Annotated in this window: 22 protein-coding genes; 14 read left to right on the plus strand and 8 right to left on the minus strand. The window is 44.7% G+C overall.

Annotated elements, in window-relative coordinates:
* Nucleotides 1-100 precede the first annotated feature (100 nt).
* On the plus strand, nt 101-1,006 hold the full coding sequence (locus IRQ95_RS07405) for a hydrogen peroxide-inducible genes activator (protein WP_194436339.1): 906 nt from the start codon (nt 101-103) through the stop codon (nt 1,004-1,006).
* Here the strand turns inward: IRQ95_RS07405 and IRQ95_RS07410 are convergent.
* Nucleotides 969-1,334: a hypothetical protein gene (locus IRQ95_RS07410; RefSeq protein ID WP_194436340.1), complete on the minus strand. Its 366-nt coding sequence runs from the start codon at nt 1,332-1,334 to the stop codon at nt 969-971. The genes IRQ95_RS07405 and IRQ95_RS07410 overlap by 38 nt on opposite strands.
* Before the next feature lie 330 nt (nt 1,335-1,664).
* On the opposite strand from IRQ95_RS07410, the gene aceB reads away from it, so the two are divergent.
* Together aceB and aceA are read left to right on the plus strand one after the other, a co-directional pair.
* Nucleotides 1,665-3,302: a malate synthase A gene (gene aceB, locus IRQ95_RS07415; RefSeq protein WP_194436341.1), complete on the plus strand. Its 1,638-nt coding sequence runs from the start codon at nt 1,665-1,667 to the stop codon at nt 3,300-3,302.
* Nucleotides 3,303-3,422: 120 nt separating this feature from the next.
* On the plus strand, nt 3,423-4,730 hold the full coding sequence (aceA, locus tag IRQ95_RS07420; protein ID WP_194436342.1) for an isocitrate lyase: 1,308 nt from the start codon (nt 3,423-3,425) through the stop codon (nt 4,728-4,730).
* Between the two features lie 217 nt (nt 4,731-4,947).
* On the opposite strand, the gene IRQ95_RS07425 is transcribed toward aceA, so the two are convergent.
* A complete protein-coding gene (locus IRQ95_RS07425) occupies nt 4,948-5,391 on the minus strand; it encodes a CBS domain-containing protein (protein WP_194436343.1) in 444 nt (147 codons plus the stop codon).
* 230 nt (nt 5,392-5,621) lie between these two features.
* Nucleotides 5,622-7,562, minus strand: coding sequence for a HAMP domain-containing methyl-accepting chemotaxis protein (locus IRQ95_RS07430; RefSeq protein WP_194436344.1), 1,941 nt, complete (start codon nt 7,560-7,562; stop codon nt 5,622-5,624).
* Nucleotides 7,563-7,845: 283 nt separating this feature from the next.
* Between IRQ95_RS07430 and queA the strand changes: the two genes are divergently transcribed.
* The 8 genes from queA (at nt 7,846) to IRQ95_RS07470 (ending at nt 15,691) form a co-directional block, all read left to right on the plus strand.
* On the plus strand, nt 7,846-8,898 hold the full coding sequence (gene queA / locus IRQ95_RS07435; RefSeq protein ID WP_194436345.1) for a tRNA preQ1(34) S-adenosylmethionine ribosyltransferase-isomerase QueA: 1,053 nt from the start codon (nt 7,846-7,848) through the stop codon (nt 8,896-8,898).
* A gap of 351 nt (nt 8,899-9,249) precedes the next feature.
* Complete coding sequence (tgt, locus tag IRQ95_RS07440; protein WP_194436346.1) at nt 9,250-10,383, plus strand: tRNA guanosine(34) transglycosylase Tgt; 1,134 nt, start codon at nt 9,250-9,252, stop codon at nt 10,381-10,383.
* A gap of 192 nt (nt 10,384-10,575) precedes the next feature.
* Nucleotides 10,576-10,902, plus strand: coding sequence for a preprotein translocase subunit YajC (gene yajC, locus IRQ95_RS07445; RefSeq protein WP_075650407.1), 327 nt, complete (start codon nt 10,576-10,578; stop codon nt 10,900-10,902).
* 20 nt (nt 10,903-10,922) lie between these two features.
* Nucleotides 10,923-12,779, plus strand: a complete 1,857-nt coding sequence (secD, locus tag IRQ95_RS07450) for a protein translocase subunit SecD (RefSeq protein WP_194436347.1) — start codon at nt 10,923-10,925, stop codon at nt 12,777-12,779.
* A gap of 14 nt (nt 12,780-12,793) precedes the next feature.
* Nucleotides 12,794-13,741 (plus strand): protein translocase subunit SecF, encoded by a 948-nt coding sequence (gene secF, locus IRQ95_RS07455; RefSeq protein WP_075650403.1) that lies wholly within the window; start codon nt 12,794-12,796, stop codon nt 13,739-13,741.
* A 138-nt stretch (nt 13,742-13,879) separates the two neighbouring features.
* The gene (locus IRQ95_RS07460; RefSeq protein WP_194436348.1) at nt 13,880-14,212 is read left to right on the plus strand and encodes a DUF1904 domain-containing protein; all 333 of its coding nucleotides are present in this window, start codon (nt 13,880-13,882) and stop codon (nt 14,210-14,212) included.
* A 16-nt stretch (nt 14,213-14,228) separates the two neighbouring features.
* Nucleotides 14,229-15,107, plus strand: a complete 879-nt coding sequence (gene mepA, locus IRQ95_RS07465; RefSeq protein WP_194436349.1) for a penicillin-insensitive murein endopeptidase — start codon at nt 14,229-14,231, stop codon at nt 15,105-15,107.
* Between the two features lie 275 nt (nt 15,108-15,382).
* Nucleotides 15,383-15,691 carry a hypothetical protein gene (locus IRQ95_RS07470; RefSeq protein ID WP_194436350.1) on the plus strand — a complete coding sequence of 103 codons (309 nt, stop codon included), beginning with the start codon at nt 15,383-15,385 and terminating at the stop codon, nt 15,689-15,691.
* 46 nt (nt 15,692-15,737) lie between these two features.
* On the opposite strand, the gene IRQ95_RS07475 is transcribed toward IRQ95_RS07470, so the two are convergent.
* The 3 genes from IRQ95_RS07475 to rdgC form a co-directional block, all read right to left on the minus strand.
* A complete protein-coding gene (locus IRQ95_RS07475; protein WP_075650395.1) occupies nt 15,738-15,992 on the minus strand; it encodes a YfhL family 4Fe-4S dicluster ferredoxin in 255 nt (84 codons plus the stop codon).
* A gap of 2 nt (nt 15,993-15,994) precedes the next feature.
* Nucleotides 15,995-17,410, minus strand: coding sequence for a prephenate-dependent tRNA uridine(34) hydroxylase TrhP (gene trhP, locus IRQ95_RS07480; protein ID WP_194436351.1), 1,416 nt, complete (start codon nt 17,408-17,410; stop codon nt 15,995-15,997).
* 177 nt (nt 17,411-17,587) lie between these two features.
* Complete coding sequence (gene rdgC, locus IRQ95_RS07485; protein WP_075650391.1) at nt 17,588-18,502, minus strand: recombination-associated protein RdgC; 915 nt, start codon at nt 18,500-18,502, stop codon at nt 17,588-17,590.
* Between the two features lie 269 nt (nt 18,503-18,771).
* Here rdgC and phoB point away from each other — a divergent pair, with 269 nt between their 5' ends.
* Genes phoB through IRQ95_RS07500 form a run of 3 tightly spaced genes read left to right on the plus strand, consistent with a single transcriptional unit; the run spans nt 18,772 to nt 21,771 of the window.
* Nucleotides 18,772-19,461, plus strand: coding sequence for a phosphate regulon transcriptional regulator PhoB (gene phoB / locus IRQ95_RS07490; protein ID WP_114766381.1), 690 nt, complete (start codon nt 18,772-18,774; stop codon nt 19,459-19,461).
* 18 nt (nt 19,462-19,479) lie between these two features.
* A complete protein-coding gene (gene phoR / locus IRQ95_RS07495; protein ID WP_194436352.1) occupies nt 19,480-20,778 on the plus strand; it encodes a phosphate regulon sensor histidine kinase PhoR in 1,299 nt (432 codons plus the stop codon).
* Complete coding sequence (locus IRQ95_RS07500) at nt 20,779-21,771, plus strand: PstS family phosphate ABC transporter substrate-binding protein (protein ID WP_228481330.1); 993 nt, start codon at nt 20,779-20,781, stop codon at nt 21,769-21,771.
* 59 nt (nt 21,772-21,830) lie between these two features.
* Here IRQ95_RS07500 and ppx read toward each other — a convergent pair whose 3' ends face one another.
* Together ppx and ppk1 are read right to left on the minus strand one after the other, a co-directional pair.
* Nucleotides 21,831-23,336: an exopolyphosphatase gene (ppx, locus tag IRQ95_RS07505; protein WP_194436353.1), complete on the minus strand. Its 1,506-nt coding sequence runs from the start codon at nt 23,334-23,336 to the stop codon at nt 21,831-21,833.
* Nucleotides 23,320-25,404, minus strand: coding sequence for a polyphosphate kinase 1 (ppk1, locus tag IRQ95_RS07510; protein WP_194436354.1), 2,085 nt, complete (start codon nt 25,402-25,404; stop codon nt 23,320-23,322). Before ppk1 ends, ppx begins: the two co-directional genes overlap by 17 nt.
* Nucleotides 25,405-25,966: the final 562 nt, after the last annotated feature.

The raw sequence follows: 25,966 nt of genomic DNA on the forward strand, positions 1-25,966 counted from the left end.
TGAAAAAAGCGAATTAAATAGATTAAGTTAATCGAAAAAAGCGATAAAATCGCAATCTGCTATTCTGATCACTGCCCGAGCAAGAGTTAACGATAAAACTATGAATAAATGGCCTAGTCTCAAGCAACTGCACTACTTGGTGACATTGCATGAAACCCGTCACTTTAGTGATGCGGCGGAAAAATGTTTTGTTAGTCAATCCACCTTAAGTAAAGGTATTCAAAATCTTGAAGAGTTGATTGGTTGTCCGCTTTATGAAAAGAAGGACAAAAAAAGCCCGCTAGTTTTTACTCATGCTGGTGAGTTGGTGGTGCAGCAAGGGCGTGATCTGCTCGCGAAAGGACAAGACTTAGTGGAGCTTGGGCTTTTGTGCCAAGGTGGGGATATGGAAGGGCAACTCAAGGTTGGTTGTATTCCAACTATTGCGCCTTTTTTACTGTGCGATTTAGTGCAAGAGGTGAATAAACGCTTCCCAAGTTTAAATATGTTGCTTCGAGAAGATACCACCACCAACTTGCTGGCGGCTTTGCGTCATGGTGAGTTAGATGTCTTGATTCTTGCCTTACCTGTCGATATTGATGGAATGGAAAGTAAGATTGTTGGTAGCGATCCATTTCGCATGATCATTAGCCGCAATCAAGCCGAAGCGATTAAAGTGCCGATCCACTATGACGATCTGCCAGACGAGTTTGTCTTCTTATTAGAGAAGGAACATTGTTTGACAGAACATGCCGTTTCCGCTTGTCAATTAACTGAAAAAGAGAAGATAAATCCATTCTCAGCGACTAGTTTGCACACCTTAGTGCAAATGGTGGCGAATGGCTTAGGCACTACCTTCATACCGCAAATGGCGATCGATCATGGCCTTATCGATAATCAAAACTTAGTGGTTGTCGATCCTCCTGGTCAGCAAGCTCACCGCCATATTGGGCTGGTTTGGCGACCAAGTTCGTCTCGCGTGAATACATTTACTCAACTGGCAGACGTGGTTTCAGAGCTGCTGTAGTCCCTCTTTGCAGCGAAAAGTCATACTCAAGAACTAAATGAACCATTGTTAAAGTTACTTTGAGAAGCTGCTTAGCTATAAGTATTAGCCGCCCATTATGATATTCCCCATCAAAACGCACTGCATATAGTGCGTTTTTTGGTGTTAAATTCTGTTGGTGCAGTTTAACTTGTAAAATTTTACAGAAAAATATTTTTGAAGCTTTCATGAAATAGTGAAATTTCACAGTGTGAATTTTACATTTAGCTATTTTCACACTGTTTGAAATTCGCTTAAAAAGCAAGCGCAAGCTGTTGATGTAACTGCTCAATTTAGACTGGTTAGGCATTTAAACATCCGTTTGATTTATTTTTACAGTCTAAATTTCACTGAAATTAAATTACGTAACTCATTACATTTTTGTGCGCTAGGTAAGGGCTTTTACGCCTACCGCATAAAACTTCAAACTTCACTTCCCCTCTTTTTCTATCAATTATCCTGATGTAAGTTAATTAAAGGCTCGGTAAGACTTATGTCTAGATTGAATCTCCCTCTTTTTTGAGAGAATGTAGAGCCTAAGAGCACAATCAAAGTTGTCTGGTAAAGTCGGAAATATAAATAGAAATGTCGTCCATAAATTACAAATGTAATTGCGACAACGGATTTAAAGGAAGAAATCATGTTTGCTCAAACGCCTGATAAAACAACATCGACCAAGGAAGCCCAAGATTCCTTATCTCAATTGCAAACGACGGGTGAGCTGTCACAAGAGCAGCAAGCCGTTTTCCCAACAGAAGCGCAGATATTTCTAGCGCTGCTTTGTGAACGATTTGCCCCACGTGTTGAAGAGTTACTCGTTGCGCGTGAACAGAAACAGGCGAGCATTGATGCTGGCGAATTACCTGATTTCTTACCAGAGACACAAGATATCCGTGAGGGTAGTTGGAAAATTTTAGGCATTCCATCTGACTTGCAAGATCGCCGTGTGGAGATCACCGGTCCGACAGATAGAAAGATGGTGATTAATGCTCTAAACGCTAACGTTAAAGTGTTTATGGCGGACTTTGAAGACTCAATGTCACCCGCGTGGGATAAAGTACTGGATGGACAAATTAACTTGCGTGACGCGATACGAGGCACGATTAGTTATACCAATCCAGGTAACGGTAAACACTATGAACTGACGCAAGATCCTGCGGTACTGATTTGTCGAGTACGTGGTCTTCACCTTAAAGAAAAACACGTGACCTTTAATCATCAGATCATTCCAGGTGCTTTGTTCGACTTCGCGCTTTATTTCTACAACAACTACCAAGCATTATTGAAGAAAGGCAGTGGTCCTTATTTTTACCTTCCTAAATTGCAGTCTCATCATGAGGCGAAATGGTGGAGTGACGTGTTCCACTTTACTGAAGACTACTTTGGTCTCAATACCGGCACAATTAAAGCGACCGTTTTGATTGAAACCCTACCGGCGGTATTTGAGATGGATGAAATCCTGTTCTCATTGAAAGAGCACATTGTCGGTCTGAATTGTGGGCGCTGGGACTATATCTTTAGTTATATCAAAACATTAAAAAGACACCCAGATCGCGTGCTGCCGGATCGCCAAGTGGTGACTATGGATAAGCCTTTCCTCAATGCCTATTCGAGACTGCTGGTTAGAACTTGTCACAAGCGAGGTGCGTTTGCGATGGGAGGCATGGCGGCGTTCATTCCAGCTAAAGATCCTGTAGAGAACCAGCAGGTGCTCGACAAAATTCATAACGATAAATCATTGGAAGCGAACAACGGTCATGATGGCACTTGGGTTGCTCATCCAGGTCTTGCCGACACTGCCATGGATGTATTTAGCAAGGTTCTGGGTGAGCGAACCAATCAGTTAGATGTCAGTCGTGACGATGATGCGCCGATTAGCGCGGAACAATTGTTAGAAGCATGCGCCGGTGAGCGAACTGAGCAAGGTATGCGCCACAACATTCGTGTTGCACTGCAGTACATTGAAGCGTGGATCTCCGGAAATGGCTGCGTACCAATTTATGGCCTGATGGAAGATGCCGCGACAGCAGAAATTTCTCGTGCTTCGATTTGGCAATGGATTCAACACGGCAAAGATCTTGATAACGGGCAGGTCGTGACTAAAGCACTGTTTGAACAATACCTCAGTGAAGAGGTTGAAGTTGTGAAACAAGAAATCGGTGAGGCGCGTTTCCAAGCAGGGCGCTTTGCAGAGGCTGCTGAGTTGATGTCACAACTGACTACAAGCGATGAATTAACCAATTTCTTAACCATTCCAGGTTATGACTACTTGGATTAGTGAAGATACCGATTACCTAATCAACAACCTACCAATAACGTGAAGGAATACTGGCGGAGAAGGATGTACCGCTAGCCAAGATAACAAAGCGTACAACGCATAAATATGAGGGATAGACCAATGACATTAACTCGACGCCAACAAATCGAAGCTCTAGAGAAAGACTGGGCAACCAATCCACGCTGGAAAAATGTAAAACGTCCATACACGGCTGATGAAGTCGTCGAGCTACGCGGCTCAATGGTGCCAGCGAACACTATCGCTCAACGTGGTGCCGATAAATTATGGTCACTGGTAAATGGTAGTGCGAAAAAAGGTTACGTAAACTGTCTTGGTGCACTAACGGGTGGCCAAGCGGTACAACAAGCGAAAGCGGGCATTGAAGCTATCTACCTATCAGGCTGGCAAGTGGCGGCAGATAACAATACAGCATCAACGATGTACCCTGACCAATCACTATACCCAGTAGATTCTGTACCATCAGTGGTTAAGCGCATTAACAATTCATTCCGTCGTGCAGACCAAATTCAATGGGCAGGTGGTAAGTCACCGGAAGAAGGTGGTATTGACTACTTCCTACCCATCGTTGCCGATGCAGAAGCCGGCTTTGGTGGTGTACTCAACGCTTATGAACTAATGAAGTCGATGATTGATGCCGGTGCGGCAGGTGTTCACTTTGAAGACCAACTTGCTTCAGTGAAAAAATGTGGCCACATGGGTGGCAAAGTATTGGTTCCAACTCAAGAAGCCGTGCAAAAACTGGTGGCCGCTCGCTTAGCCGCTGACGTTGCAGGTACGACAACACTCGTTATTGCTCGAACTGACGCGAACGCAGCAGATCTACTCACTTCAGATTGCGATGCTTACGATAAAGATTTTATCGAAGGAGAGCGCACACAAGAAGGTTTCTATCGCGTTCGTGCTGGTATTGACCAAGCGATTTCACGCGGTCTTGCTTATGCACCATATGCAGACTTGATCTGGTGTGAGACAGCGACGCCTTGTCTAGAAGAAGCGCGTAAGTTTGCGGAAGCAATTCACGCTGAGTACCCAGATCAATTGCTTGCTTATAACTGCTCACCTTCTTTCAACTGGGAGAAGAATCTAGATTCAGAAACCATCGCGAAATTCCAACAAGAGCTAGCGAACATGGGTTACAAGTACCAGTTCATTACTCTAGCGGGTATCCACAACATGTGGTTCAACATGTTTGAATTGGCACATGCTTACGCACAAGGTGAAGGTATGCGCCACTACGTTGAGAAAGTTCAACGTCCAGAATTCGAGGCAGCTGAGAAAGGTTATACTTTCGTTGCTCACCAGCAAGAGGTGGGTACTGGTTACTTCGATAAGATGACGAACACCATTCAAGGTGGTAAATCATCGGTTACGGCTCTAACTGGTTCTACTGAAGAAGATCAGTTCTAGTCAAACTCGTTGTTGAAGTTAAGTGATTGCTCGAGTCGGACGTACGCAGTCACTTAACCTTACAACGAAAGCAATTCTGTTCCTATTTACACCCCTAGGAATATACCCAGTAATCTGGGTAGACACATTTTTTAGGCATAAATTTTGATGTTCTTTGAGCGGCTCGGGCCGCTCTTTTTTTTGTTTGTGCAGCAGTTCACGCGAAATTTACTAATGCTTAATCTTCAATTTCTTCCGGTTCCACTTCTTCTTGCAATTCCAATAAGTTAATCGCAATGCTGACAAAGTCACTGTTGGTCATAATGCCAACCAAACGTCCTTTATCGACGATGGGTAAGCAACCCACTTTATGTTTTTGCATATAGATGGCGGTCTCTTTCAACCCCGCTTTAGGGCTGACGCTCATGACATTGGTGCGCATCACTTCGTACAGTGGGGTACTTAAAGTGAACGACTGTTCATCGGTCTCTTTTTGTAAGCTAGAGTCCTGGGCAGCCAGTACGTCACGTTGAGTAATGATGCCGAGTAAGTGTCTATCACTATCAACGATTGGGATGTGTCGGATACCTAACGCTTCCATGGTGTGTTTGGCGTCGGAAAGGAGATGAGAGCGTAACAAGGTGTGCGGGTTACGGGTCATCATGTCTTCGACTTTTATCATGGTAACCTCCTTGGTTTTTTGCGCAGATTGTTACCGCGTGAATGCAGGTAATTTGTTTAAACTCTGTACTAATTACTATAGGAGTAAATGGGGGAAGGTTTTGGGAGCTAAGCCGAGATTCTTAGTAAATTATCCTTAAAATTGGTAAGGATTTTTATCCACTGAGAGGTTTGGTTGAAGTTGTAGGTAAAGTGAGGCGCTCACAATGGTGAGCGCCAGGAGAGAGTCGTTCAGAGTTTGAAGAAGTTCAATAAGTGTTTTTGCTCGGCAGCAAGGCTTGAAAGCTCTTCGCTCGCTTTTTGGCTCTCTTGTACTCCGGTCACATTCTGGTTAACGATTTCAAAAGTCACACTGACGTTTTGTGAGATGTCTTGTGTCACACTGGACTGCTCTTCGGAAGCTGTCGCGACATGAGTATTCATATCTGAAATCTGTGCCACGGACTCAGATATAGCCACAAATGAATCCCCCAGTTTCTGGCTCAATGCGCGCGAGTCTTCAGCCAACATTACATTCGCAGACATAAACTTGTTCGCTTCTTCAGCTTGGCCTTGTAAGCGAGAAATAATCTCTTGAATATCAATGGTCGATTGTTGTGTTTTCGCCGCTAAAGAACGAACTTCATCGGCGACGACAGCAAAACCTCGACCTTGCTCACCGGCACGAGCCGCTTCAATCGCTGCATTAAGTGCCAGCAGGTTAGTTTGTTCTGAAATCGTGTTGATTACTTCGACCACTGTGCCTATTTCAATTGAATAGTCACGTAGTTGGTTGACGATATTGGTTGTTTCCTCAATCGAGTGTTCCACTTTTCGTGAAAGATCGTCTGAAGAGCGCAATGCTGACTGACCTGCCATGACGTTATCATTGGCACCTGATGCCGCTTGCTCCGCGGAAGAAGCATTGTGACTGACTTCATTTGCTGTACTCGACAGTTCGTTAATGGCAGTAGCAATTTGCTCAATCTGGCTCAGCTCTTGTTGAGCGTTAGCTTCAGTTTGTGTCATGACAGCGGCAAGTTCGACGGAAGCTGAAGATACGCTGTCGGAAATGGAATGGAAACCTTCAATGATGCGGCGTAGCTCAGAACGCATCTCGAGGATATTGGCGTAGATACCGCTCTCTTTACCTGTGATAGACACATCAGTTGAAAGATCACCTTTTGATACCTGTTGGACAAGAAGTTGGATATCACTTGGCTCTCCGCCGACGACACGGTTAATGCTACGGTAAATTACGATAGCGACAGCCAGAGCGATAAGGGTTGAGATTGCTGATAGCCAAAAAATAATTGTTTCGGCACTGTCGAGCTGGGCCACCATATTTGGCCCTACAGTATCTTGTTCTAACTTACTAGAGTGTTGGATGCTCTCAATAGATTGTGCGGCCTGTGCACCAATCACATCGAGTTGCTGGGTGATAATCTGATTACGTTGCTTGATCGTTGCTGTGATAGTGCTGAACGCATTCTGATAGATCGTGAACGCATCTTGGTAGGTCTCAAATTGTCTTTTTTGTTGCTCAGTGACGAGATAGCTTTGCAAGCTTTGACCACGTTGTTTGATTAAATCAAATTGCTTAAGTGCAGCTTGTTCGTCGACCGAGCTGTTGTTGACCAAAAATTTAACCGCAGAAAGGCGAGCGCCAAGCACGCTTTCTTGTAATTCACTGGTGTAGAGAGCGAGTTCGATACTGCCGGAGTTATGCGCTTTGGTTAGCATATCTGAGAGCGTATCGCGCATTACCGCACCATTGGGATCCAACTTTTGATTAACTAGCTGATTGCGCTGAGCAATTAGCGTAGCAACTTGCTGCACTGCCTGCTGGTAGCGGTTGATTTTCTGTTGCAGGTTATTGAACTCACGACTATGTGACTCGGAGAGATCGAGTTGGGTTATTTCAGCGATCGCGGCATTGATGGCTTGGATTCTGCGTTCGAAAGTATCTAAATCGTTCGTCTGGTGCGTTTTGATGTACTTGTTGACGGCTAAGCGAGCATCCAGCAGATACGCTTCAATCTGGCCGCTGTTAGTACTGGTTCGAGCTAAGTTTCGGTAACTATTAAACCCTTGGTGTGTTTCACTGAAGCGAAATATCGAGATAGCGCTGGTCATTAAAAGCAATAGTATGATGCATCCAAACCCATACGTAAGTTGCTGCTTTAACTTCATATTGATTATCCACCTTAATAATATGATTGATTGCGAGTATTTGAGTTTTTTATCGTTATTATTATTTTTATTAATTAGGGTAATATCTTGTTACAAATGCAACCAAAGTACCATGCTTTTGCAATTTTATTTTTTGCAGGATTAGATAAAGTGGCGAGCAGGGCTCAAAGATTAAATTTAGATACAACATCTATTCTTGCTATTGCGCTTGGGCGACATATACTAGTCGGCTGCGAAAAGCTTCGTGACCCCTATTGTTAACCCGACTTAAGACACCAAAAACATGCAAGTATCTGATTTCCATTTCGACCTTCCTGATGAATTGATTGCGCGTTACCCACAACCGGAACGTACTGCGAGTCGCTTATTGCAACTTGATGGTAATAGTGGCGTGCTGGTGGATGGCACATTTACCGATGTTTTGAATCACATTGAAGCGGGCGATCTTGTAGTATTTAACAATACTCGAGTGATTCCTGCGCGCATGTTTGGTCGTAAAGAGTCTGGCGGCAAACTGGAAGTACTAGTAGAGCGCATGCTGGATGAGAAGAGCATCCTTGCGCATGTTCGCTGCTCAAAATCGCCAAAACCGGGTTCTACCATTTTACTTGGGGAGAACGATGAGTTTTCGGCTGAGATGGTGGCTCGCCACGATGCACTGTTTGAATTGAAATTTAATGCTGAACAAACCGTTCTAGAAATTCTAGAGCAGATTGGTCACATGCCACTGCCGCCATATATTGATCGCCCTGATGAAGACGCGGATAAAGAACGCTACCAAACGGTTTACAACCAAAAACCAGGTGCAGTCGCGGCACCAACAGCGGGTTTACACTTTGATGAAGTATTGTTAGAAAAAATCAAAGCGAAAGGTGCCGAACTGGCATATGTTACTTTGCACGTAGGTGCGGGTACCTTCCAGCCAGTGAAAGTGGATAATATTCACGATCACCACATGCATGCGGAGTACGTTGAAGTAACCGAAGACGTGGTTGAAGCGATTAAAGCGACTAAAGCTCGTGGTGGACGAGTAATCGCGGTGGGAACGACATCTGTGCGCTCGTTAGAAAGCGCAGCGCAAGACGCTGTGAAAAAAGGCACCGAGCTTGCGCCATTTTTCGGTGATACTGAAATCTTCATTTTCCCGGGTTATGAATACCAGCTGGTGGATTGCTTAATTACCAACTTCCACCTGCCAGAATCAACGCTAATTATGCTAGTGAGCGCGTTTGCTGGCTACGAGAACACCATGAATGCGTATTCGCATGCGGTCGAGAATAATTACCGCTTCTTCTCATACGGTGATTCTATGTTTATTAAGAAAAAGACAAGCTAACGTTACTTTGTACATCAACTTGCTATCAGGTTTATTGAAGCAGATAAAAGTAAAACAGAGATTCCTGAGATCTCGTTGCTCGATTCAGGAATGACAAAAGCGTTATTTATAGTGGGTGGCAGCATATAATGTTGTCGTCACTCGGAGTGAAATAATCTCAGACTTTGTCATTCCCTAGATGAGGAACGAACGAGTAGGGAATCTCTTTGTCTTAAAAGTTTACGAGTGCTAGCAGTAGGCTAGGGGTGAAAAGGCAACTTTTCATATCTCGCAAGGAATATGCGACCGCTCCTTTATGGGCTTATATGCCCGAGATCAAAGTCAGACTGTTTCTCTGACATTGGAGGCTTCGTGAAGTTAAAATTTGATTTAAAAAAGACTAACGGCAATGCACGTCGTGGTCAGCTAACGTTTGAACGCGGTACGGTTCAAACACCAGCTTTCATGCCTGTTGGTACTTACGGTACGGTTAAAGGCATGACTCCGGAAGAAGTGAAAGATACGGGTGCAGAAATCCTGCTAGGTAACACTTTCCACCTATGGTTACGTCCTGGTCAAGAAGTGATGAAAATGCACGGTGACCTGCATGATTTCATGAACTGGCAAGGTCCTATCCTGACTGACTCAGGCGGCTTCCAAGTATTCAGCCTTGGTGATATCCGTAAAATCACTGAAGAGGGTGTGCATTTCCGTAACCCAGTTAACGGTGACAAGATTTTCATGGACGCAGAAAAGTCGATGGAAATCCAAAAAGACCTAGGCTCTGACATCGTAATGATCTTTGACGAGTGTACGCCATACCCAGCGACACACGATGAAGCGAAGAAATCGATGGAAATGTCATTGCGCTGGGCGCAACGCTCACGCGATCACTTCGATAAGCTAGACAACCAGAACAACCTATTCGGTATCGTTCAAGGTGGTGTTTACGAAGATTTGCGTGACGTATCGGTGAAAGGTCTGACTGAAATCGGTTTTGACGGTTACGCAGTAGGCGGTCTAGCAGTAGGCGAACCTAAAGAAGATATGCATCGCGTTCTTGAGCACACTTGTCCACAACTTCCAACTGACAAACCTCGTTACCTAATGGGTGTTGGCAAACCGGAAGATTTAGTAGAAGGTGTACGTCGCGGTATCGACATGTTCGACTGTGTAATGCCAACGCGCAACGCACGTAACGGTCACCTATTTGTGACGGGCGGTGTGATCAAGATCCGTAATGCGACACATAAAACCGATACAACACCATTGGATCCGCACTGTGACTGTTACACTTGTAAGAACTACTCTAAGTCATACTTGCATCACTTAGATCGTTGTAATGAAATCCTAGGTGCGCGTCTAAATACTATCCATAACTTGCGTTACTACCAACGTTTGATGGAAAGCATTCGCAGTGCGATTGACGAAGATCGCTTCGACCAATTCGTGGAAGAGTTCTACGCACGTCGCGATCGTGAAGTGCCGCCACTAGGCAAACAGTAATCATATTTAAGCCTTAGGTTTCGCCTAAGGCTTTTATTAATGGCTGGTCTGTAAAGTAACAACCAGCCTAACAAATGAGCAAAAGCTCGATATTTTTGAGAGTGCGATCTCTAATAGCGATCAGCACGCTTGAATATAACCAGCCAAAGCCCAATTTGTTGGATAATCAAAAATATAATAGAGGATATTTTCATGTTTATTTCTCAGGCTCACGCAGCAGCAGAAGCACCAGCAGGTGGCGGTTTCGAAATGATTATCATGCTAGCGATGTTCGCGGTGATCTTCTACTTCATGATCTACCGTCCACAAGCTAAGCGCGTTAAGGAACACAAAACCCTAATGTCTTCGATGGGCAAAGGTGATGAAGTACTAACTAACGGTGGTCTAGTGGGTAAAATCACTAAAATCGCTGAAGACAACGACTACATCACTATCGAGCTAAACGCGAACAACGAAGTTGTTATCAAGAAAGACTTCGTATCAGCAGTGCTACCAAAGGGTACACTGAAATCTCTATAGACAGCTAAAGGATCCTCGCTGTGCTAAACCGTTATCCGTTATGGAAGTACTTGATGGTGATGTTTACCATCGCTATCGCTGCATTGTATGCACTTCCTAATATCTACGGTGAAGATCCGGCAATTCAAGTTACAGGGGCGCGTGGCGCCTCTGTAGATATGGCTACGCTGGATTCTGTCACTCAAGCTCTTGATAAACAGAGCCTCTCATTTAAATCCATTGCTTTAGAGAATGGATCGATTCTTGTTCGTTTCAACGACACCGATACCCAAATCAGTGCGCGCGACATTATTAGTGAAGCCCTCGATAAAGATACTATTGTGGCGCTTAACCTTGCTCCGGCAACACCAACTTGGCTCGAAGCAATTGGCGCTTCACCAATGAAACTAGGTCTTGACCTACGTGGTGGTGTTCACTTCTTAATGGAAGTGGATATGGACGCGGCAATGGAAAAACTGGTCGGTCAGCAAGAAGAAGCTTTCCGTAGTGAACTACGTGAAGATAAGATCCGTTATCGTGCAATTCGCCCATCAGGTAAAGACGCTGTAGAAGTGCTACTTCGTAATGAAGAGCAATTAGCAGAAGCGAAAGCCCTGTTGGAGAAGAACCATCCTGATATGGTATTTACGGATTCAGACTCAAATGGTCGTTTCTCTTTGATCGCTTCGTTCACTGAGCAGCGTCTAACTGAAATTCGTAACTATGCCGTTGAACAGAACATTACCATTCTTCGTAACCGCGTAAACGAACTCGGTGTTGCTGAACCATTGGTTCAACGCCAAGGTGCTAGCCGTATTGTGGTTGAGCTACCGGGTGTACAAGACACTGCGCGTGCAAAAGAGATCCTTGGTGCGACTGCAACGCTAGAGTTCCGTGAAGTGGACTCAAAAGCGGACCTTGCAGCGGCGGCTAATGGTCGTGCACCAGCAGGCTCTGAAATCAAGTTCGATACTGACGGTCGTCCCGTTGTTCTGAAAAAACGTGTCATTCTAAGCGGTGCGAGCATCACAGATGCAAGCTCAAGTGTCGATGAGTACGGTCGCCCACAAGTTAACATCACGCTAGATAGCGAAGGTGGTAACAAGATGTCGGCGTTCTCGAAAAAGAATATCGGTCAGCTGATGGCAACGGTATTTGCTGAATACAAAGACAGCGGTCGTAAGACAGCTGAAGGCAAAGTTATCCTGTCTAAGCACGAAGAAGTGATTAACCAAGCGACGATTCAATCGGCACTTGGTCGTAACTTCCGTATCACTGGTATTGATTCAGCAGCAGAAGCGCACAACTTAGCGTTACTACTTCGTGCTGGTGCCCTAATTGCGCCAATCTCGATTGTTGAAGAGCGTACGATTGGTCCATCAATGGGTCAACAAAACATTGATATGGGTATCCAAGCGTGTATTTGGGGTATGGTGGCAGTAATGCTGTTTACCGTAGTCTACTACCGTAAGTTTGGTCTGATTGCTAACTTGGCATTGATGTCTAACCTCGTACTGATCATCGGTATTATGTCGATGATTCCAGGGGCGACAATGACGCTACCAGGCATTGCCGGTATTGTTCTAACGGTCGGTATGGCGGTCGATGCCAACGTACTGATCTTTGAGCGGATACGTGAAGAGTTGCTTGAAGGTCGCTCGCCGCAACAAGCAATCCACCAAGGTTATGCTAACGCGTTTAGTACCATTGCCGATGCCAACATCACGACACTAATGACAGCGATTATTCTGTTTGCGGTAGGTACAGGTGCGGTTAAAGGTTTCGCTGTTACATTATCAATTGGTATTTTGACCTCAATGTTTACCGCTATTATTGGTACCCGCTGTGTGGTTAACCTACTGTATGGTGGCAAACGCGTTGATAAATTGTCGATCTAAGGCTAGGAATTAATATGTTTCAGATTCTAAAAGCAGAAAAAACGATCGGCTTTTTACGTTGGTCAAAGTTCGCCTTTATGTTCTCTTTGTTGATGATCGGTGCGTCAATCTACACTCTTTCAACTAACTGGTTGAATTGGGGCCTAGATTTTACCGGCGGTACATTGATTGAAGTTGGCTTTGAACAGCCAGCTCAGTTAGATGAAATCCGTACATCGCTTGAAGCGAACGGTTTTGGCGATGCGATTGTACAAAACTTTGGTAGTGCACGTGATGTCATGGTGCGCTTAAGCCCACGTGAAGATGTTTCAGGTGAGACTTTAGGCAACCAAATCATTTCGGCAATCAAAGATGGCACAGGCAAAGAAGTTGAGATGCGCCGCATCGAGTTCGTGGGTCCTAACGTAGGTGACGAACTGACTGAAGCGGGCGGTCTAGCGATTTTGGTATCGCTGATCTGTATCTTAATCTACGTATCGGTACGTTTTGAATGGCGTCTTGCTGCGGGTGCTGTATTAGCTCTAGCACACGATATCATCATTACGTTGGGTGTGTTCTCAATCATGAAGATTGAGGTTGATCTAACTATCGTAGCTGCTTTGCTGACGGTAGTGGGTTACTCACTCAACGATACCATCGTAGTATTTGACCGTATCCGCGAGAACTTCCGTCGTATGCGTAAAGGTGGTCCAGCTGAAATTATTGATAGCGCGATCACTCAAACCTTAAGCCGTACATTAATCACCTCAGGTACCACGCTGTTCGTAGTAATCGCGTTGTTTACTCAAGGTGGTGCAATGATTCACGGTTTCGCAACGGCGCTGTTACTCGGTATCACGGTTGGTACATACTCTTCTATCTATGTGGCTTCGGCACTAGCATGGAAGCTGGGTATTACCAAAGAACACTTAATGCCACCTCAAGTTGAAAAAGAGGGTGCAGAGTTCGACGAGATGCCATAACGCATTAAAAGAGTTAAAAGCCGCTGTCACCAGCGGCTTTTTTTGTTTGCTTTGCGAGCCTTGCTCAATGTTGAGCATGCTGTTTGCACAGTAAACGATTATCATAGTGAAACCATAACCATAATTAGGAAGCAAAAGATGCCACATTTTCGTTTTAGAGCAGTTGAGCCGCAAACGGTACAAACGCTGTCGAAACCTCTAATTGATGAACTACAAGAAATCATGGGCTCTCCTCGTGAAGACTTCACTTTTGAGTATGTCTACACTACGTTTTACCATGAAGGTGAAGTGAACCCTGCTTACCCATTTGTCGAAGTACTTTGGTTTGACCGCGGCCAAGAGAAGCAAGATACAGTGGCTAAAATCATTACTGATCAAGTCCGTGGAATTATGGGACAAGATGTGAATGTCGCGGTTATCTTCACAGCGCTTAATCCTAGCGCTTACTACGATAACGCAGAACATTATTAAATTAAGAGGTGAAGCAATGAAAATGACATGGATAGTTACTTTCGCTTGGTTCTTGTCGTTTTCATTATCCGCTTCCCCTTGGGAGTCGTTTGCTAAACCAAATCGACTCACTCCAGAAGCCATTGGTAGTTATGCCAATGGCTGTCTGCTTGGTGCTCAGGCACTACCTTTAAATGGCTATGGATACCAAGTACTGCGCAGCCAAAATAAGCGTTACTACGGTCATCCTAGTACCATTGCCTTTATTGAGCGTCTATCCACTCAAGCACGTAAAGATCTGCGTACCCACCTGTTGATCGGTGATATGTCGCTACCACAAGGTGGGCGCTTCTCATCCGGGCACACTAGCCATCAAACTGGTTTGGATATCGACATTTGGTTTCGTCTTGCTGATACCAAACTCTCGGCGAATCAGCTAAAACTGCCAAAGCCAAAAACCTTAGTAGATATGTCCGCGTACAAGATCAGCTCGACTAACTGGGAGAATCGCCATTTTCGTTTAGTTAAGATGGCCGCTCAAGATGAAGAGGTGGCAAGGATCTTTGTCCATCCGGTGATTAAAGAGAAATTGTGCAGCTTAGAAGGGGCAAATCGCACATGGTTGCGTAAAGTAAGACCTTGGTGGGGACACAACTATCATATGCACGTTCGCTTGAAATGCCCGAAAGATGACGCGAGTTGTGTTGATCAAAAACCGCCACCTAAAGGGGATGGCTGTGGTGCAGAAGTCGCCAGTTGGAAACCGAAGCCAAAACACAGCGTCAAAACTTATCGCGGCTCAAAAGATAGCACTAAAGTTGAGAAAAAAGAGCCGGTAGTGGTTGCCAAAGCAAAGCCAAAACCAAAAAAAATACTACCGTTACAATGTGCACAGCTTATTGATCAAACTAGATAAATATCCTGTTTAGCTAAGAGAAATGATACTTTGATGATGATATTTGACCTATATCGGCTGGAGAATCATCTCATACTCACCTAGATTTAAAAGGTCTAAGGATTGATATGTATCTAGATGCGTTAACTGAATGTTCCGACAGTGCTGCTGATACACATCCTGCTTGAAGTCGTAAATAATAACAATGACATGAACGAAGTTGGTTAACTCGACGTTTAGATTATAAATAGGATGCTCGGCTTACTTCCTATGAGAATATAAGCAAGGACACTCCCATGACTATGGTATGCGCAAAAGATTTTGCCGAGTGGCTCAAGCTGAGATTTGGCAGTGCTACTGAGTCAGTAACGATTTCCCGTGACGAGGTAAATCATCTTACTGGAAGGCAGAGATTAGACCCAGGTTTCGTTCATGATGTACATTTTGAGTTGATGCCACATGGTTTAGCATTTGTAACCGATACTTCGCGTGAAACTTTCTTCCTAGTACCGATAGGTAAAGCAGTTAATTGGCGAGAACATTTGGAGTATCAATATGAGAAAGAGTTGTACTGTAACATCTTTCCGATCATCAAATCTGGCTGAGGTCGATGATACAAAAAAGGCTCATCACTGGATGAGCCTTTTAGTCTTACGCTAAACCTTGAATGATAACGAACTTTTCAAGCAGTTCTTCGTCCGTTTCAACATGGTCCGGATCAGTGATAATACACTTGGTGATTGGGCACACAGATTGGCACGTCGGCTTTTCATAGTGACCTTTACACTCTGTACACAGATTAGGATCGATTTCGAAAATGCTGTCACCCATTGAGATAGCGCCATTTGGGCACTCAGGGTCACACATATCGCAGTTGATGCACTTATCTGTAATTAGTAGTGCCATGATTACTTACCCGTTGGGTTACGAGTATCCTGACCATCGTTCAGGTTACGCATCAGTAGTGCGTACTCAAGATCCAAATCTTGTGGAACAGGAATAAATACAAAGTGACCGTTGCCTTTTGCATCATCAATCACTTCAGATTTACGGTTTTCCATCGCTTCTAGCGTGAAGTTAATGTTACCTTTTGGCGTCATTAGCTCTAGGTTGTCACCAACCACAAACTTGTTCTTCACTTCAACTTCAACCAAGTCGCCACGGCGTTTACCAGTAAACTCACCCACAAATTGCTGTGCGTCAGAGACTGAGTAGCCGTAGTCGTAGTTTTGGTATGCATCGTGAGTATGACGACGTAGGAAGCCTTCGGTGTAACCACGGTGCGCTAGGCTTTCTAGAGTACCCATTAGAGATTCATCAAATGGACGGCCCGCAACTGCGTCATCAATCGCTTTACGGTAAACTTGCGCAGTACGAGCGCAGTAGTAGAACGACTTAGTACGACCTTCGATTTTCAGTGAGTGCACACCCATCTTAGTCAAACGCTCAACGTGTTGGATAGCACGTAAGTCTTTTGAGTTCATGATGTAAGTGCCGTGCTCGTCTTCAAACGCCGCCATTTTTTCTTCAGGGCGGTGGCTTTCAGATAGCAATACAACATCGTCAATTGGTTTGCCGCGACCGATAGTCGTTTCAGGACGCTCGTCTGCTACTTCGATAGCTTGTGCTTCGTTTGGATCAAATGCAACCGGCTCTGCCGCAGAAACAATTTGACCGGTCTCGTCTTCTTTCGCTTCTTCTACTTTGTATTCCCAACGACATGCGTTAGTGCAAGTACCTTGGTTTGGGTCACGTTTGTTGATGTAACCAGACAGTAGACAGCGGCCAGAGTAAGCCATGCAAAGAGCGCCGTGAACGAATACTTCGATTTCAGTTTCAGGGCACTGCTCGCGAATTTCTTCGATTTCTTCTAGAGAAAGCTCACGCGACACGATTACGCGCTCAACACCTTGAGTCGACCAGAATTTTACTGTTGCCCAGTTTACCGCGTTCGCTTGAACAGACAGGTGAATAGGCATTTCTGGGAACGCTTCGCGAACCATCATGATTAGACCTGGGTCAGACATGATCAGTGCGTCTGGGCCCATTTCTACAACCGGTTTAAGGTCACGAATGAAGGTTTTTAGCTTAGAGTTGTGCGGCTGGATGTTACATACCACGTAAAGCTTTTTGCCTAGGGCATGCGCTTCATTGATACCAATTTGAAGGTTCTCGTGGTTAAACTCATTGTTACGTACACGTAAGCTGTAGCGAGGTTGACCTGCGTATACTGCATCTGCGCCGTATGCGAATGCGTAACGCATGTTTTTAAGGCTACCGGCTGGTGATAGTAGCTCAGGTACGAATACTTTATCTGTCGTCATTGCTCAATTCTCTATTTAATCTGATCTCAAGTCAGGGCAATTCCACCTGATGGAATTGGGGCGCAAATTTTACGTCAAAATGTGATATGTGACTAGGAAAAACTCTGAAGCGAGCGAGCCGTAAGATCAAAAAAGCCTTCCGAAGAAGGCTTTTGAGCAAGTAATTAGTACGATTGCTTACGCATTTGGGTTTGGTAGACCACCCAGTGCTTCATACAAATTCGGTAAGAAGGCACCCATTTCGCCACACATTAGTGAGAAATCAGCATCAAATCGTGCAGCTTGGTCTTCACGAGGAATGTCATCATTTTGATCTTTTAGCTCATCAGAGAACTTCAAGCGTTTAATGCTGCTGTCTTCGGCCAAAATGAACTCAATGCGATCTTGCCAGTTAAGCGCCAGCTTCGTCACCATCTTGTCCGCTTCAATATGGCTACGAATTTCATCAGCAGTTAACTCTTGCTTCTTACAACGGATCACGCCGCCTTCTTCAAGTACTGACTTCAGTTCCGCTTCATCAAGCATCGTGATGCCGGCTGGGGTATTGCCAGTTTTCACCCACTCAGTCAGTGTTAGCTCTACGGCATTTTCTGGGATCGCAGGAACAACCGGCAGGCTGCCCATAGTTTTACGTAGCAGAGCAAGCACATCTTCCGCTTTTTTGTAGCTGCTAGCATCAACAAGGATAAAACCGAGCTTTGGCATGATCAGCACATAAGTGTGATTGCTGCGGCTAAATGCGCGTGGCAGCAGATCCATCACGATATCGTCTTTCAGGTTGTCTTTCTCTTTTTTCTTCAGAGGGCGACCTTCTTGTGCTTCCATCGCTTCTACCTTGGCATTCAATGACTCTTTAATCACTGAAGCTGGCAGCATTTTCTCTTCTTTTTTAGCACAGATTAGGATGTGGTTTTCTGATACGTGAGTCATCATATCGCCATGGCGACCCATTGCTGAAACCCAACCAAATTTTTGCTTATCTTGGCTGCCGCAAGGGGTAAAACGAAACTCAGCCAGTTGCTGTTCTAGCTGGTCTGCTTTGAAGTCGATTTCACGGTTAACGCGATATACCAGACAGTTTTTAAACCACATACTTTTTCTCTAATTGAACATTGAAGACGCCCATCTTAGGCAAATTTTCTTCGCTTGTCTGTCAGGATGTGAAAAATATGAATGACGTCGTGAACATTTGATAAATCACTAGCTCTTATTGATTGAATTACAAGCATTCAACAGAGAATCTTGTATGAAAATTTGTTTGCAAAGGTCACAAAAGTGTCATAATTGCTAGTAATAATGCCTATGCATCGAGAGGTGAGATCCTCTCTTCACTCAAGCTTAACGAAAAAGGTTTATTTATTATGTCTAGAAGGATTCTAGTTGTTGAAGATGAAGCACCAATTCGCGAAATGCTGTGCTTTGTTCTTGAACAGAAAGGTTACCAAGCAGTAGAAGCAGAAGACTACGACACGGCGGTAACTAAACTAGCAGAACCCTTCCCAGATCTAGTATTACTGGATTGGATGCTACCAGGAGGTAGTGGGATCAACTTCATTAAGCACATGAAACGTGAAGAACTCACGCGCAATATTCCTGTGGTTATGTTGACGGCTCGTGGTGAAGAAGAAGATAAAGTGCGTGGTCTTGAAGTGGGCGCGGATGATTACATTACTAAGCCATTCTCACCAAAAGAACTCGTCGCTCGATTGAAAGCAGTGATTCGCCGTGTAACACCAACAGCGCTAGAAGATGTGATTGATGTGCAAGGCTTAAAGCTCGATCCAGTATCTCATCGCGTGACAGCGAACGATCAACCGCTGGATATGGGACCAACAGAGTTTAAGATGTTGCACTTCTTTATGACGCACCAAGAGCGCGTATACAGCCGTGAACAACTACTGAACAATGTTTGGGGCACCAATGTTTACGTTGAAGATCGCACAGTTGATGTTCATATTCGTCGTCTGCGTAAAGCACTTGAGGCAGAAGGTCATGATAAACTGATCCAAACTGTTCGTGGTGCTGGCTATCGTTTCTCAACCAAAGCTTAGGACCGTATGGAGAAGTAAGTGGTTGAAAGGTTAACTTGGAAAAGGCTGGTCTGGGAGCTGGCTTTTTTTTACACCCCTTGGGTGATCGTTGGTTTGATTTTCGGATATATGCCGTGGTTGCTTTTAGCTGCCACGGTTTTGCAGCTTGTATGGCATCTACATAACCAAATGCGTCTGTCGGCGTGGTTGTGGGATGAGAAACGTCTAACGCCACCATCGGGTACCGGAAACTGGGAAGAGTTGTTTAACGGGATCTACCGTCTTCAACAACGTCAGCGTCGTAAGCGCAAAGAACTGACCAACCTGATTCGTCGTTTTCGTAATGGTGCAGAATCACTACCCGATGCGGTGGTGGTGTTCCGTAGTGAAGGTAATATTGTTTGGTGCAACAAGCTTGCTCAGCACTTACTCGGTTTTCGTTGGCCGGATGACTCTGGTCAGCCGATTTCGAACTTGATTCGTACGCCTGATTTTATCAAATACCTCAATAAACAAGATTACTCCGAGCCACTTGAGATGCGTTCACCACTCAATGTTGAGCGTATGCTGGAATTGCGTATCGTGCCGTACACGGAAGGTGAACACCTAATGGTGGTACGTGATGTGACCCAGCTAAAACAGCTTGAAGGGATGCGTCGTAACTTCTTTGCTAACGTTTCTCATGAACTTCGAACGCCAATGACTGTGTTGCAGGGTTATCTTGAGATGACCGAAGATCCCGATATGTTGGTGGGACCAATGTGGTCTCGTGCACATGGCGTGATGACAGAGCAGCTTAACCGTATGAATAGCTTAGTTAATCAGCTATTGACGCTCTCAAAGATCGAAGCGGCACCGATGCATGAGTTGGAAGAAGTTGTTAATGTACCAGCTATGCTAGAAGTGCTCGAGAAAGAAGCCTCCAGTTTAAGTGGTGATCAAAACCACAAACTTAAATTTGAAGTGGATGAGTCATTGTTGGTTCTAGGTGATGATGATCAGCTACGCAGCGCAATTTCCAATCTCGTTTATAACGCAGTGAAATACACACCCGCGGGCGCCGAAGTGAATGTACGCTGGTATCTCACGCCGCAAGGAGCTTGTTTAGCCGTGGAAGATAGCGGTGAGGGTATTGAGCCGCAACATTTACACCGTCTCACTGAGCGTTTTTACCGAGTTGATAAAGCCCGCTCGCGCGATACCGGTGGCAGTGGTTTAGGTTTGGCAATTGTGAAGCACGCCCTGACTCACCACGACTCTCATCTTGATATAGAAAGTAAAGTCGGGGTTGGCAGTAAGTTCTCTTTCATTCTGCCTGAACGCTTGGTGGTGAAGTAAATGAAAGCAAGGATAGCGCTTACTTTAGTGTCAATGATGACTGGCTTACTTACTGTACCCGTTCATGCATCAGTGCATGCATCCGATACTGCTCAAGACCAGTTCCGCGTCTATAACAAAGTGCCGGGCATTAGTGGTGAGCTAACCAGTGTGGGTTCGGATACGCTGGCTGGGATGACTACTTTGTGGGTGGAAGAGTTTAAACAACTCTATCCTGGCGTGAATGGTCAGGTACAGGCTTCGGGTTCTTCGACGGCGCCGCCAGCGCTTACCGAGCAAACCGCTCAGTTTGGCCCCATGAGCCGGCCAATGCGAAATAGTGAAATTGAAGCGTTTGAACGTGCTCATGGTTATAAGCCAACAGCACTGCGAGTGGCGATTGATGCGATTGGTATCTTTGTTCACCAAGACAATCCAATCAAAGGTATGAATTTCTCGCAGTTGGACAGTATTTTTTCTGCTACTTTACGCTGCGGTGCGACTAAGCCAGTGCACACTTGGGCAGATCTCGGTATGAACTACTCTTGGGCAAAGCGAACAATTCAAAAATTTGGCCGCAACTCGGTATCGGGTACTTATGGCTACTTTAAGAAAAATGCTCTGTGTGGTGGAGATTTTCGCAATACCGTCAATGAGCAGCCAGGCTCAGCTTCAGTGGTGCAGTCAGTTGCGTCATCAATTAACACGATTGGTTATTCCGGCGTTGGTTATCAAGTCTCTGGTGTAAAACGCATTCCAATTGCCCGTGAGGGCAAAAACTATGTCGAACCAACGAGAGATAATATTCTTTCTGGTGAGTACCCACTATCACGTTACTTGTATGTTTATATAAACAAGCATCCGAGTAAGTCGCTCTCTCCATTAGAGCGCGAGTTTATTCGTTTTATCTATTCTAAGCAGGGACAAGACTTGGTAGAAAAAGATGGTTATGTGGCCATTTCTCCCCACATTGCGGAGCAAGAACTTGCCAAGGTTGGAATAGGGGCTAATTAACTGTCGTTAAGCAATAAGGGCGCGTCGAGCGCCTTTATTGTTTTTGAATCTAGCGGCTGTTAACTAAACGCCAAACACCACTCTGCATCTTGCCAATAAGCTTGCTCACTCATCAGATCGGCATGGAGTAATTTGTTGCTCTCAAGCCAATTTAATTCTGTGCAAGTGAGTGACCACTTATCGTTTGAATCCACGGCGAGTGAAATGTCAGGTAATGGGTCATCGCTTCTTTGTCCGTTAAGCACAATCGCGAGACGAAGGATTCGAACTAGATTCACCACATGTTTTTTCTTATACAGGGCGAACTCTTCCATTTCATTGAGCTTGAAAGACTTCCTTTGAAAGCGAGCCAAAGTTGCCAGTACACGTTGCTGTTCAACGTTAAAGCCCGGCATGGTGGTATGGCGAAGAATATAAGCAGAATGCCGATGGAAGCCTTTTAAGCTGATACTTAATCCTACTTCGTGCAACAGTGCACTCCAATCCAATAAGTCGAAGAGCTCAGACTTAGATTTGATACCGATGTCTTTGTGTATTTGGGTCAGAAATTCGCCAGCTTGCCCTTTGATTCGCGCAGCATGTTCGAGATCGACGAGATGTTTTTGCGCAAGATTCTCAGTAGTGCGCATGCGAATATCAGAGCGTTTAAAGCGCTCTTCCATTTCGTACAACAAGCCTTCACGTAATGCGCCTTCAGAAAAATGCATTTCACTGATTTTAAGATCAAGAAAGATAGCGTACATAATAGCAACACCGGCAGCAAAGACGGGTTTTCGTTCAGGTGTTAAGCCTTCAAGCTCGATATCCTCAATCTGTTTCCATTCGCACAGTTTGGTTATCAATGCATTGAGACGCTTTGCGGTAATGATACCATCCTCATGGCCTAAGCCGATCAACACCTCTCGAATGGCTTTGGTTGTGCCTGATGAACCGAAAGCGATAGACCAGCCTTTTTTACGATAGCGTTGAGCAAGCGACTCGAGTTTTTGTTCCGCTGCAAGAATCGCATTGGTGAAATTTTTGTTGGACAGCTTACCATTGGCAAAGTATCGGTCGGTAAAGCTGACACATCCCATTTGTTTGCTATTAAGTAGCTCCGGCTCAAAGCCTGTCCCACAAATTATTTCAGTACTACCACCACCAATATCGACGATGAGTTTTGAATCTGATTGAGGCTGAGTATGGGAGACTCCTTGATAAATCAGGCGCGCTTCTTCTTCACCGGAAATAATTTCGATAGGGAAAGGCAATGCTTCTCGTGCTCGTTGGATAAAGATATGCGCGTTATTGGCTTGCCTTAAGGTGTGAGTGCCAGCGATTCGTACGTTGTGTACCGAGAAGCCTTGCAGTCTTTCTGCGAACATGGCTAAGCATTCTAATCCGCGTTCAATGGCGGCATTATCAAGGTTATTTTGTCTATCGAGTCCTTCGGCTAGGCGCACGCGCTGTTTATGGCGGCTAACGAGCTGTAAGTCTTGCCTGACGACTTTAGCTACCACCATATGGAAGCTATTCGACCCTAAATCGATAGCGGCAACATCTCTGATATCAGGGGATTGATTCATTCTTCTTCTTTGCTTGCTTCTCTACATTTTTAAGATAGTCGTAAATCGCTAATTGTGAACGTACTTTTTTACGATTACCGCGAGCAACGTAGCGATTGCTCATCTCTTTGTCTATCCAACGAGCTTTAACTGTATCGATAAAATGAATGTTGACGATATCGATAATGCGCTGTTTCAGACGAGGGTCACGAACTGGTGTGCCCACCTCGACACGGTGATCGATATTACGTGTCATCCAATCGGCTGAAGAGATATAGACCTGTGGATCGCCGTCGTTATGGGTAATGAGTACTCGTGGGTGCTCTAAAAATCGATCGACAATACTGATTATCTTGATGTTTTCACTGACGCCTTCCACTCCGGGCACAAGTGCACACATGCCGCGAACGACTATGCGAATTTTGACCCCAAACGTGCTGGCGCCGTAAAGTTTATTGATCAGTCCCTTGTCGACGAGATTGTTCACTTTAAGGGTGATCGTCGCCTTTTTACCCAGTTTGGCATTGGCAATTTCTGTGTCGATCAATCGATAGAGTTGGCTGCGTGAATTGCGTGGTGAAACAATCAGTTGGTTAAACTTAACTGGACGATATGGGTTTTCAATATAGCCAAATACATTACGTACTTCGTTGGCGATTTCAGGGTCGGCGGTTAAGAGCGAGAAATCGGTGTAGATACGCGCGTTTTTCTCATGAAAATTACCGGTGCCGATATGGGCGTAACGAACAATCTCATCGCCTTCTCGACGGTTAATCAGCAGTAATTTCGAATGGATCTTTAACCCAGGAGTACCAAAGATCACTTGGACACCCGCTTCAGTAAGCACTTTTGCCCACTCAATATTGGCTTGCTCGTCAAAACGCGCTTGCAGCTCAACGACCACGGTGACTTTTTTGCCATTGTGCACCGCGTCTATTAATGAGTTCATTAAGCGAGAATCTTTAGCGACACGGTAAATATTGATTTTGATACTTAAGACTTTGGGATCAAAGGAAGCTTGGCGCACCAGTTCTGTGATGTGCTCAAAGGTGTGATAGGGGTAGTAGAGCAATATGTCTTGGTTTTTGATCGCATCAAAGCTGTTTTTGTAGCCATCGAAGTCGGCACAACGCATGGGTGGCAGCGGCTTATTTTCTAAATAGTCGCGACCCACATTGGGAAAAGCAATAAAGTCTTTAAAGTTATGGTAACGAGAGCCGGGGATAAGGCTGTCATAGCTCGAAATTCCGAGCTTCTTGCAGAGAAAACTGAGCATATCTTCTGGCATATCGCGCTCATAAACAAAGCGCACGGGCATGGCGGTAAGACGTTGGCTAACCCCTTCAGACATTTGCTCTAGCAGGCTATATTCTACTTCTCGACTCAAGTCGTATTCAGCATCACGGGTCATCTTCATCGCAAAGCCGTTGATTTCGTCGTATTCAAAAAAACCTCGGAATAGATCGTCGAGACAGTAACGAATAATGTTGTCGAGTAAAATAATTGTTTTTCGTCGTTTGCCTTTTTGCTCTGGCACCATCACAAAACGAGGCAGGTGATCGGTTGGGATCTCTAATAATACATATTGAGTGTGTTCATCACGTTTTAATTCAACCGCAATATAAGCGTATTCGTCTTTTAGAAACTGCAATAGATTGATTTCGTCGGTAAGTAAAACTGGCGACATATGAGGTAATACTTGGCGGCGAAAGTATTTCTGAATCCAACCTTGTTGCCTTTCACTCAACTGGTGTTCATTGACGAGAAAGATACGTCGGCGTGCCATTTCACGGATCAGTTCTTGGTAGAGTTCATCAAAGCGCTCGTTGAGCTTCAACGCTTTTGACTGCATTTTGGTCAGTAGGTGCTTGGAGTTGTCGTTACCGCCACGTTCTTGGTTGATAAGAATACGACGTTTTACGCCAGCAAAGCGGACTTTGTAAAACTCATCAAGGTTATTAGAAAAAATACCTAAAAAGCGTATACGCTCAATCAATGGGACAGACTTATCCGCCGCTTCTTGTAAGACTCGTTCGTTAAAAGATAGCCAACTTAGTTCTTTCTCTATATAGAGCTTTTCTGAACTCATCTTAGGGTCCTTATATTTCTATACGTACGCAGTCAGGAGATACGCTCTCCGATAAAAAGGAGATTAAAGAAGGGGAAGCGAAACGCTGACTTAGAACTCGGTTCTACTGAGTAAAAATTAACACAGTCAATAGCCTAGCTTACAACAGCGATGAATATCATAAACAAGTATGAGAATTTATAGTATTGAAGCAACTAGGGCATAACTATAAAAAAGTATAGGTTAGGGAAAGAAAATTAAGGCATTTTCATGAAGGCTTTATTGCAAAGTTTGACTAATTTTCATTCATCGATACTCGACATCCAACCCGCATAGTTGGAAAAGATATCTGATTATATTCAGTAATTTATTAACCGCTGTAATATAATTGTCATCAAAGAGAAATAGTATATCCTCGAGCGTAAATAGAATCTTGATGTGTTTAAGTGTGTTTTCTCACCAACACAGTGTTTTATTGAGCAATTCGTGATCTTATCATCACTCTCAAGCTAAGTTATCGGCTATAGAGTGATAGATGCCGCCGATCCTCTCGAGCAAAAAAGATAGCCTGAGCAAGACTTAA

The sequence above is a fragment of the Vibrio fluminensis genome (genome assembly GCF_015278125.1).
Classification (GTDB): domain Bacteria; phylum Pseudomonadota; class Gammaproteobacteria; order Enterobacterales; family Vibrionaceae; genus Vibrio; species Vibrio fluminensis.

Coding starts and splice junctions, on each gene's coding strand:
- IRQ95_RS07405 (WP_194436339.1), top strand. CDS start 101: ATGAATAAATGGCCTAGTCTCAAGCAACTGCACTACTTGGTGACATTG.
- IRQ95_RS07410 (WP_194436340.1), bottom strand. CDS start 1,334: ATGCCTAACCAGTCTAAATTGAGCAGTTACATCAACAGCTTGCGCTTG.
- aceB (WP_194436341.1), top strand. CDS start 1,665: ATGTTTGCTCAAACGCCTGATAAAACAACATCGACCAAGGAAGCCCAA.
- aceA (WP_194436342.1), top strand. CDS start 3,423: ATGACATTAACTCGACGCCAACAAATCGAAGCTCTAGAGAAAGACTGG.
- IRQ95_RS07425 (WP_194436343.1), bottom strand. CDS start 5,391: ATGATAAAAGTCGAAGACATGATGACCCGTAACCCGCACACCTTGTTA.
- IRQ95_RS07430 (WP_194436344.1), bottom strand. CDS start 7,562: ATGAAGTTAAAGCAGCAACTTACGTATGGGTTTGGATGCATCATACTA.
- queA (WP_194436345.1), top strand. CDS start 7,846: ATGCAAGTATCTGATTTCCATTTCGACCTTCCTGATGAATTGATTGCG.
- yajC (WP_075650407.1), top strand. CDS start 10,576: ATGTTTATTTCTCAGGCTCACGCAGCAGCAGAAGCACCAGCAGGTGGC.
- secF (WP_075650403.1), top strand. CDS start 12,794: ATGTTTCAGATTCTAAAAGCAGAAAAAACGATCGGCTTTTTACGTTGG.
- IRQ95_RS07460 (WP_194436348.1), top strand. CDS start 13,880: ATGCCACATTTTCGTTTTAGAGCAGTTGAGCCGCAAACGGTACAAACG.
- mepA (WP_194436349.1), top strand. CDS start 14,229: ATGAAAATGACATGGATAGTTACTTTCGCTTGGTTCTTGTCGTTTTCA.
- IRQ95_RS07470 (WP_194436350.1), top strand. CDS start 15,383: ATGACTATGGTATGCGCAAAAGATTTTGCCGAGTGGCTCAAGCTGAGA.
- IRQ95_RS07475 (WP_075650395.1), bottom strand. CDS start 15,992: ATGGCACTACTAATTACAGATAAGTGCATCAACTGCGATATGTGTGAC.
- trhP (WP_194436351.1), bottom strand. CDS start 17,410: ATGACGACAGATAAAGTATTCGTACCTGAGCTACTATCACCAGCCGGT.
- rdgC (WP_075650391.1), bottom strand. CDS start 18,502: ATGTGGTTTAAAAACTGTCTGGTATATCGCGTTAACCGTGAAATCGAC.
- phoB (WP_114766381.1), top strand. CDS start 18,772: ATGTCTAGAAGGATTCTAGTTGTTGAAGATGAAGCACCAATTCGCGAA.
- IRQ95_RS07500 (WP_228481330.1), top strand. CDS start 20,779: ATGAAAGCAAGGATAGCGCTTACTTTAGTGTCAATGATGACTGGCTTA.
- ppx (WP_194436353.1), bottom strand. CDS start 23,336: ATGAATCAATCCCCTGATATCAGAGATGTTGCCGCTATCGATTTAGGG.
- ppk1 (WP_194436354.1), bottom strand. CDS start 25,404: ATGAGTTCAGAAAAGCTCTATATAGAGAAAGAACTAAGTTGGCTATCT.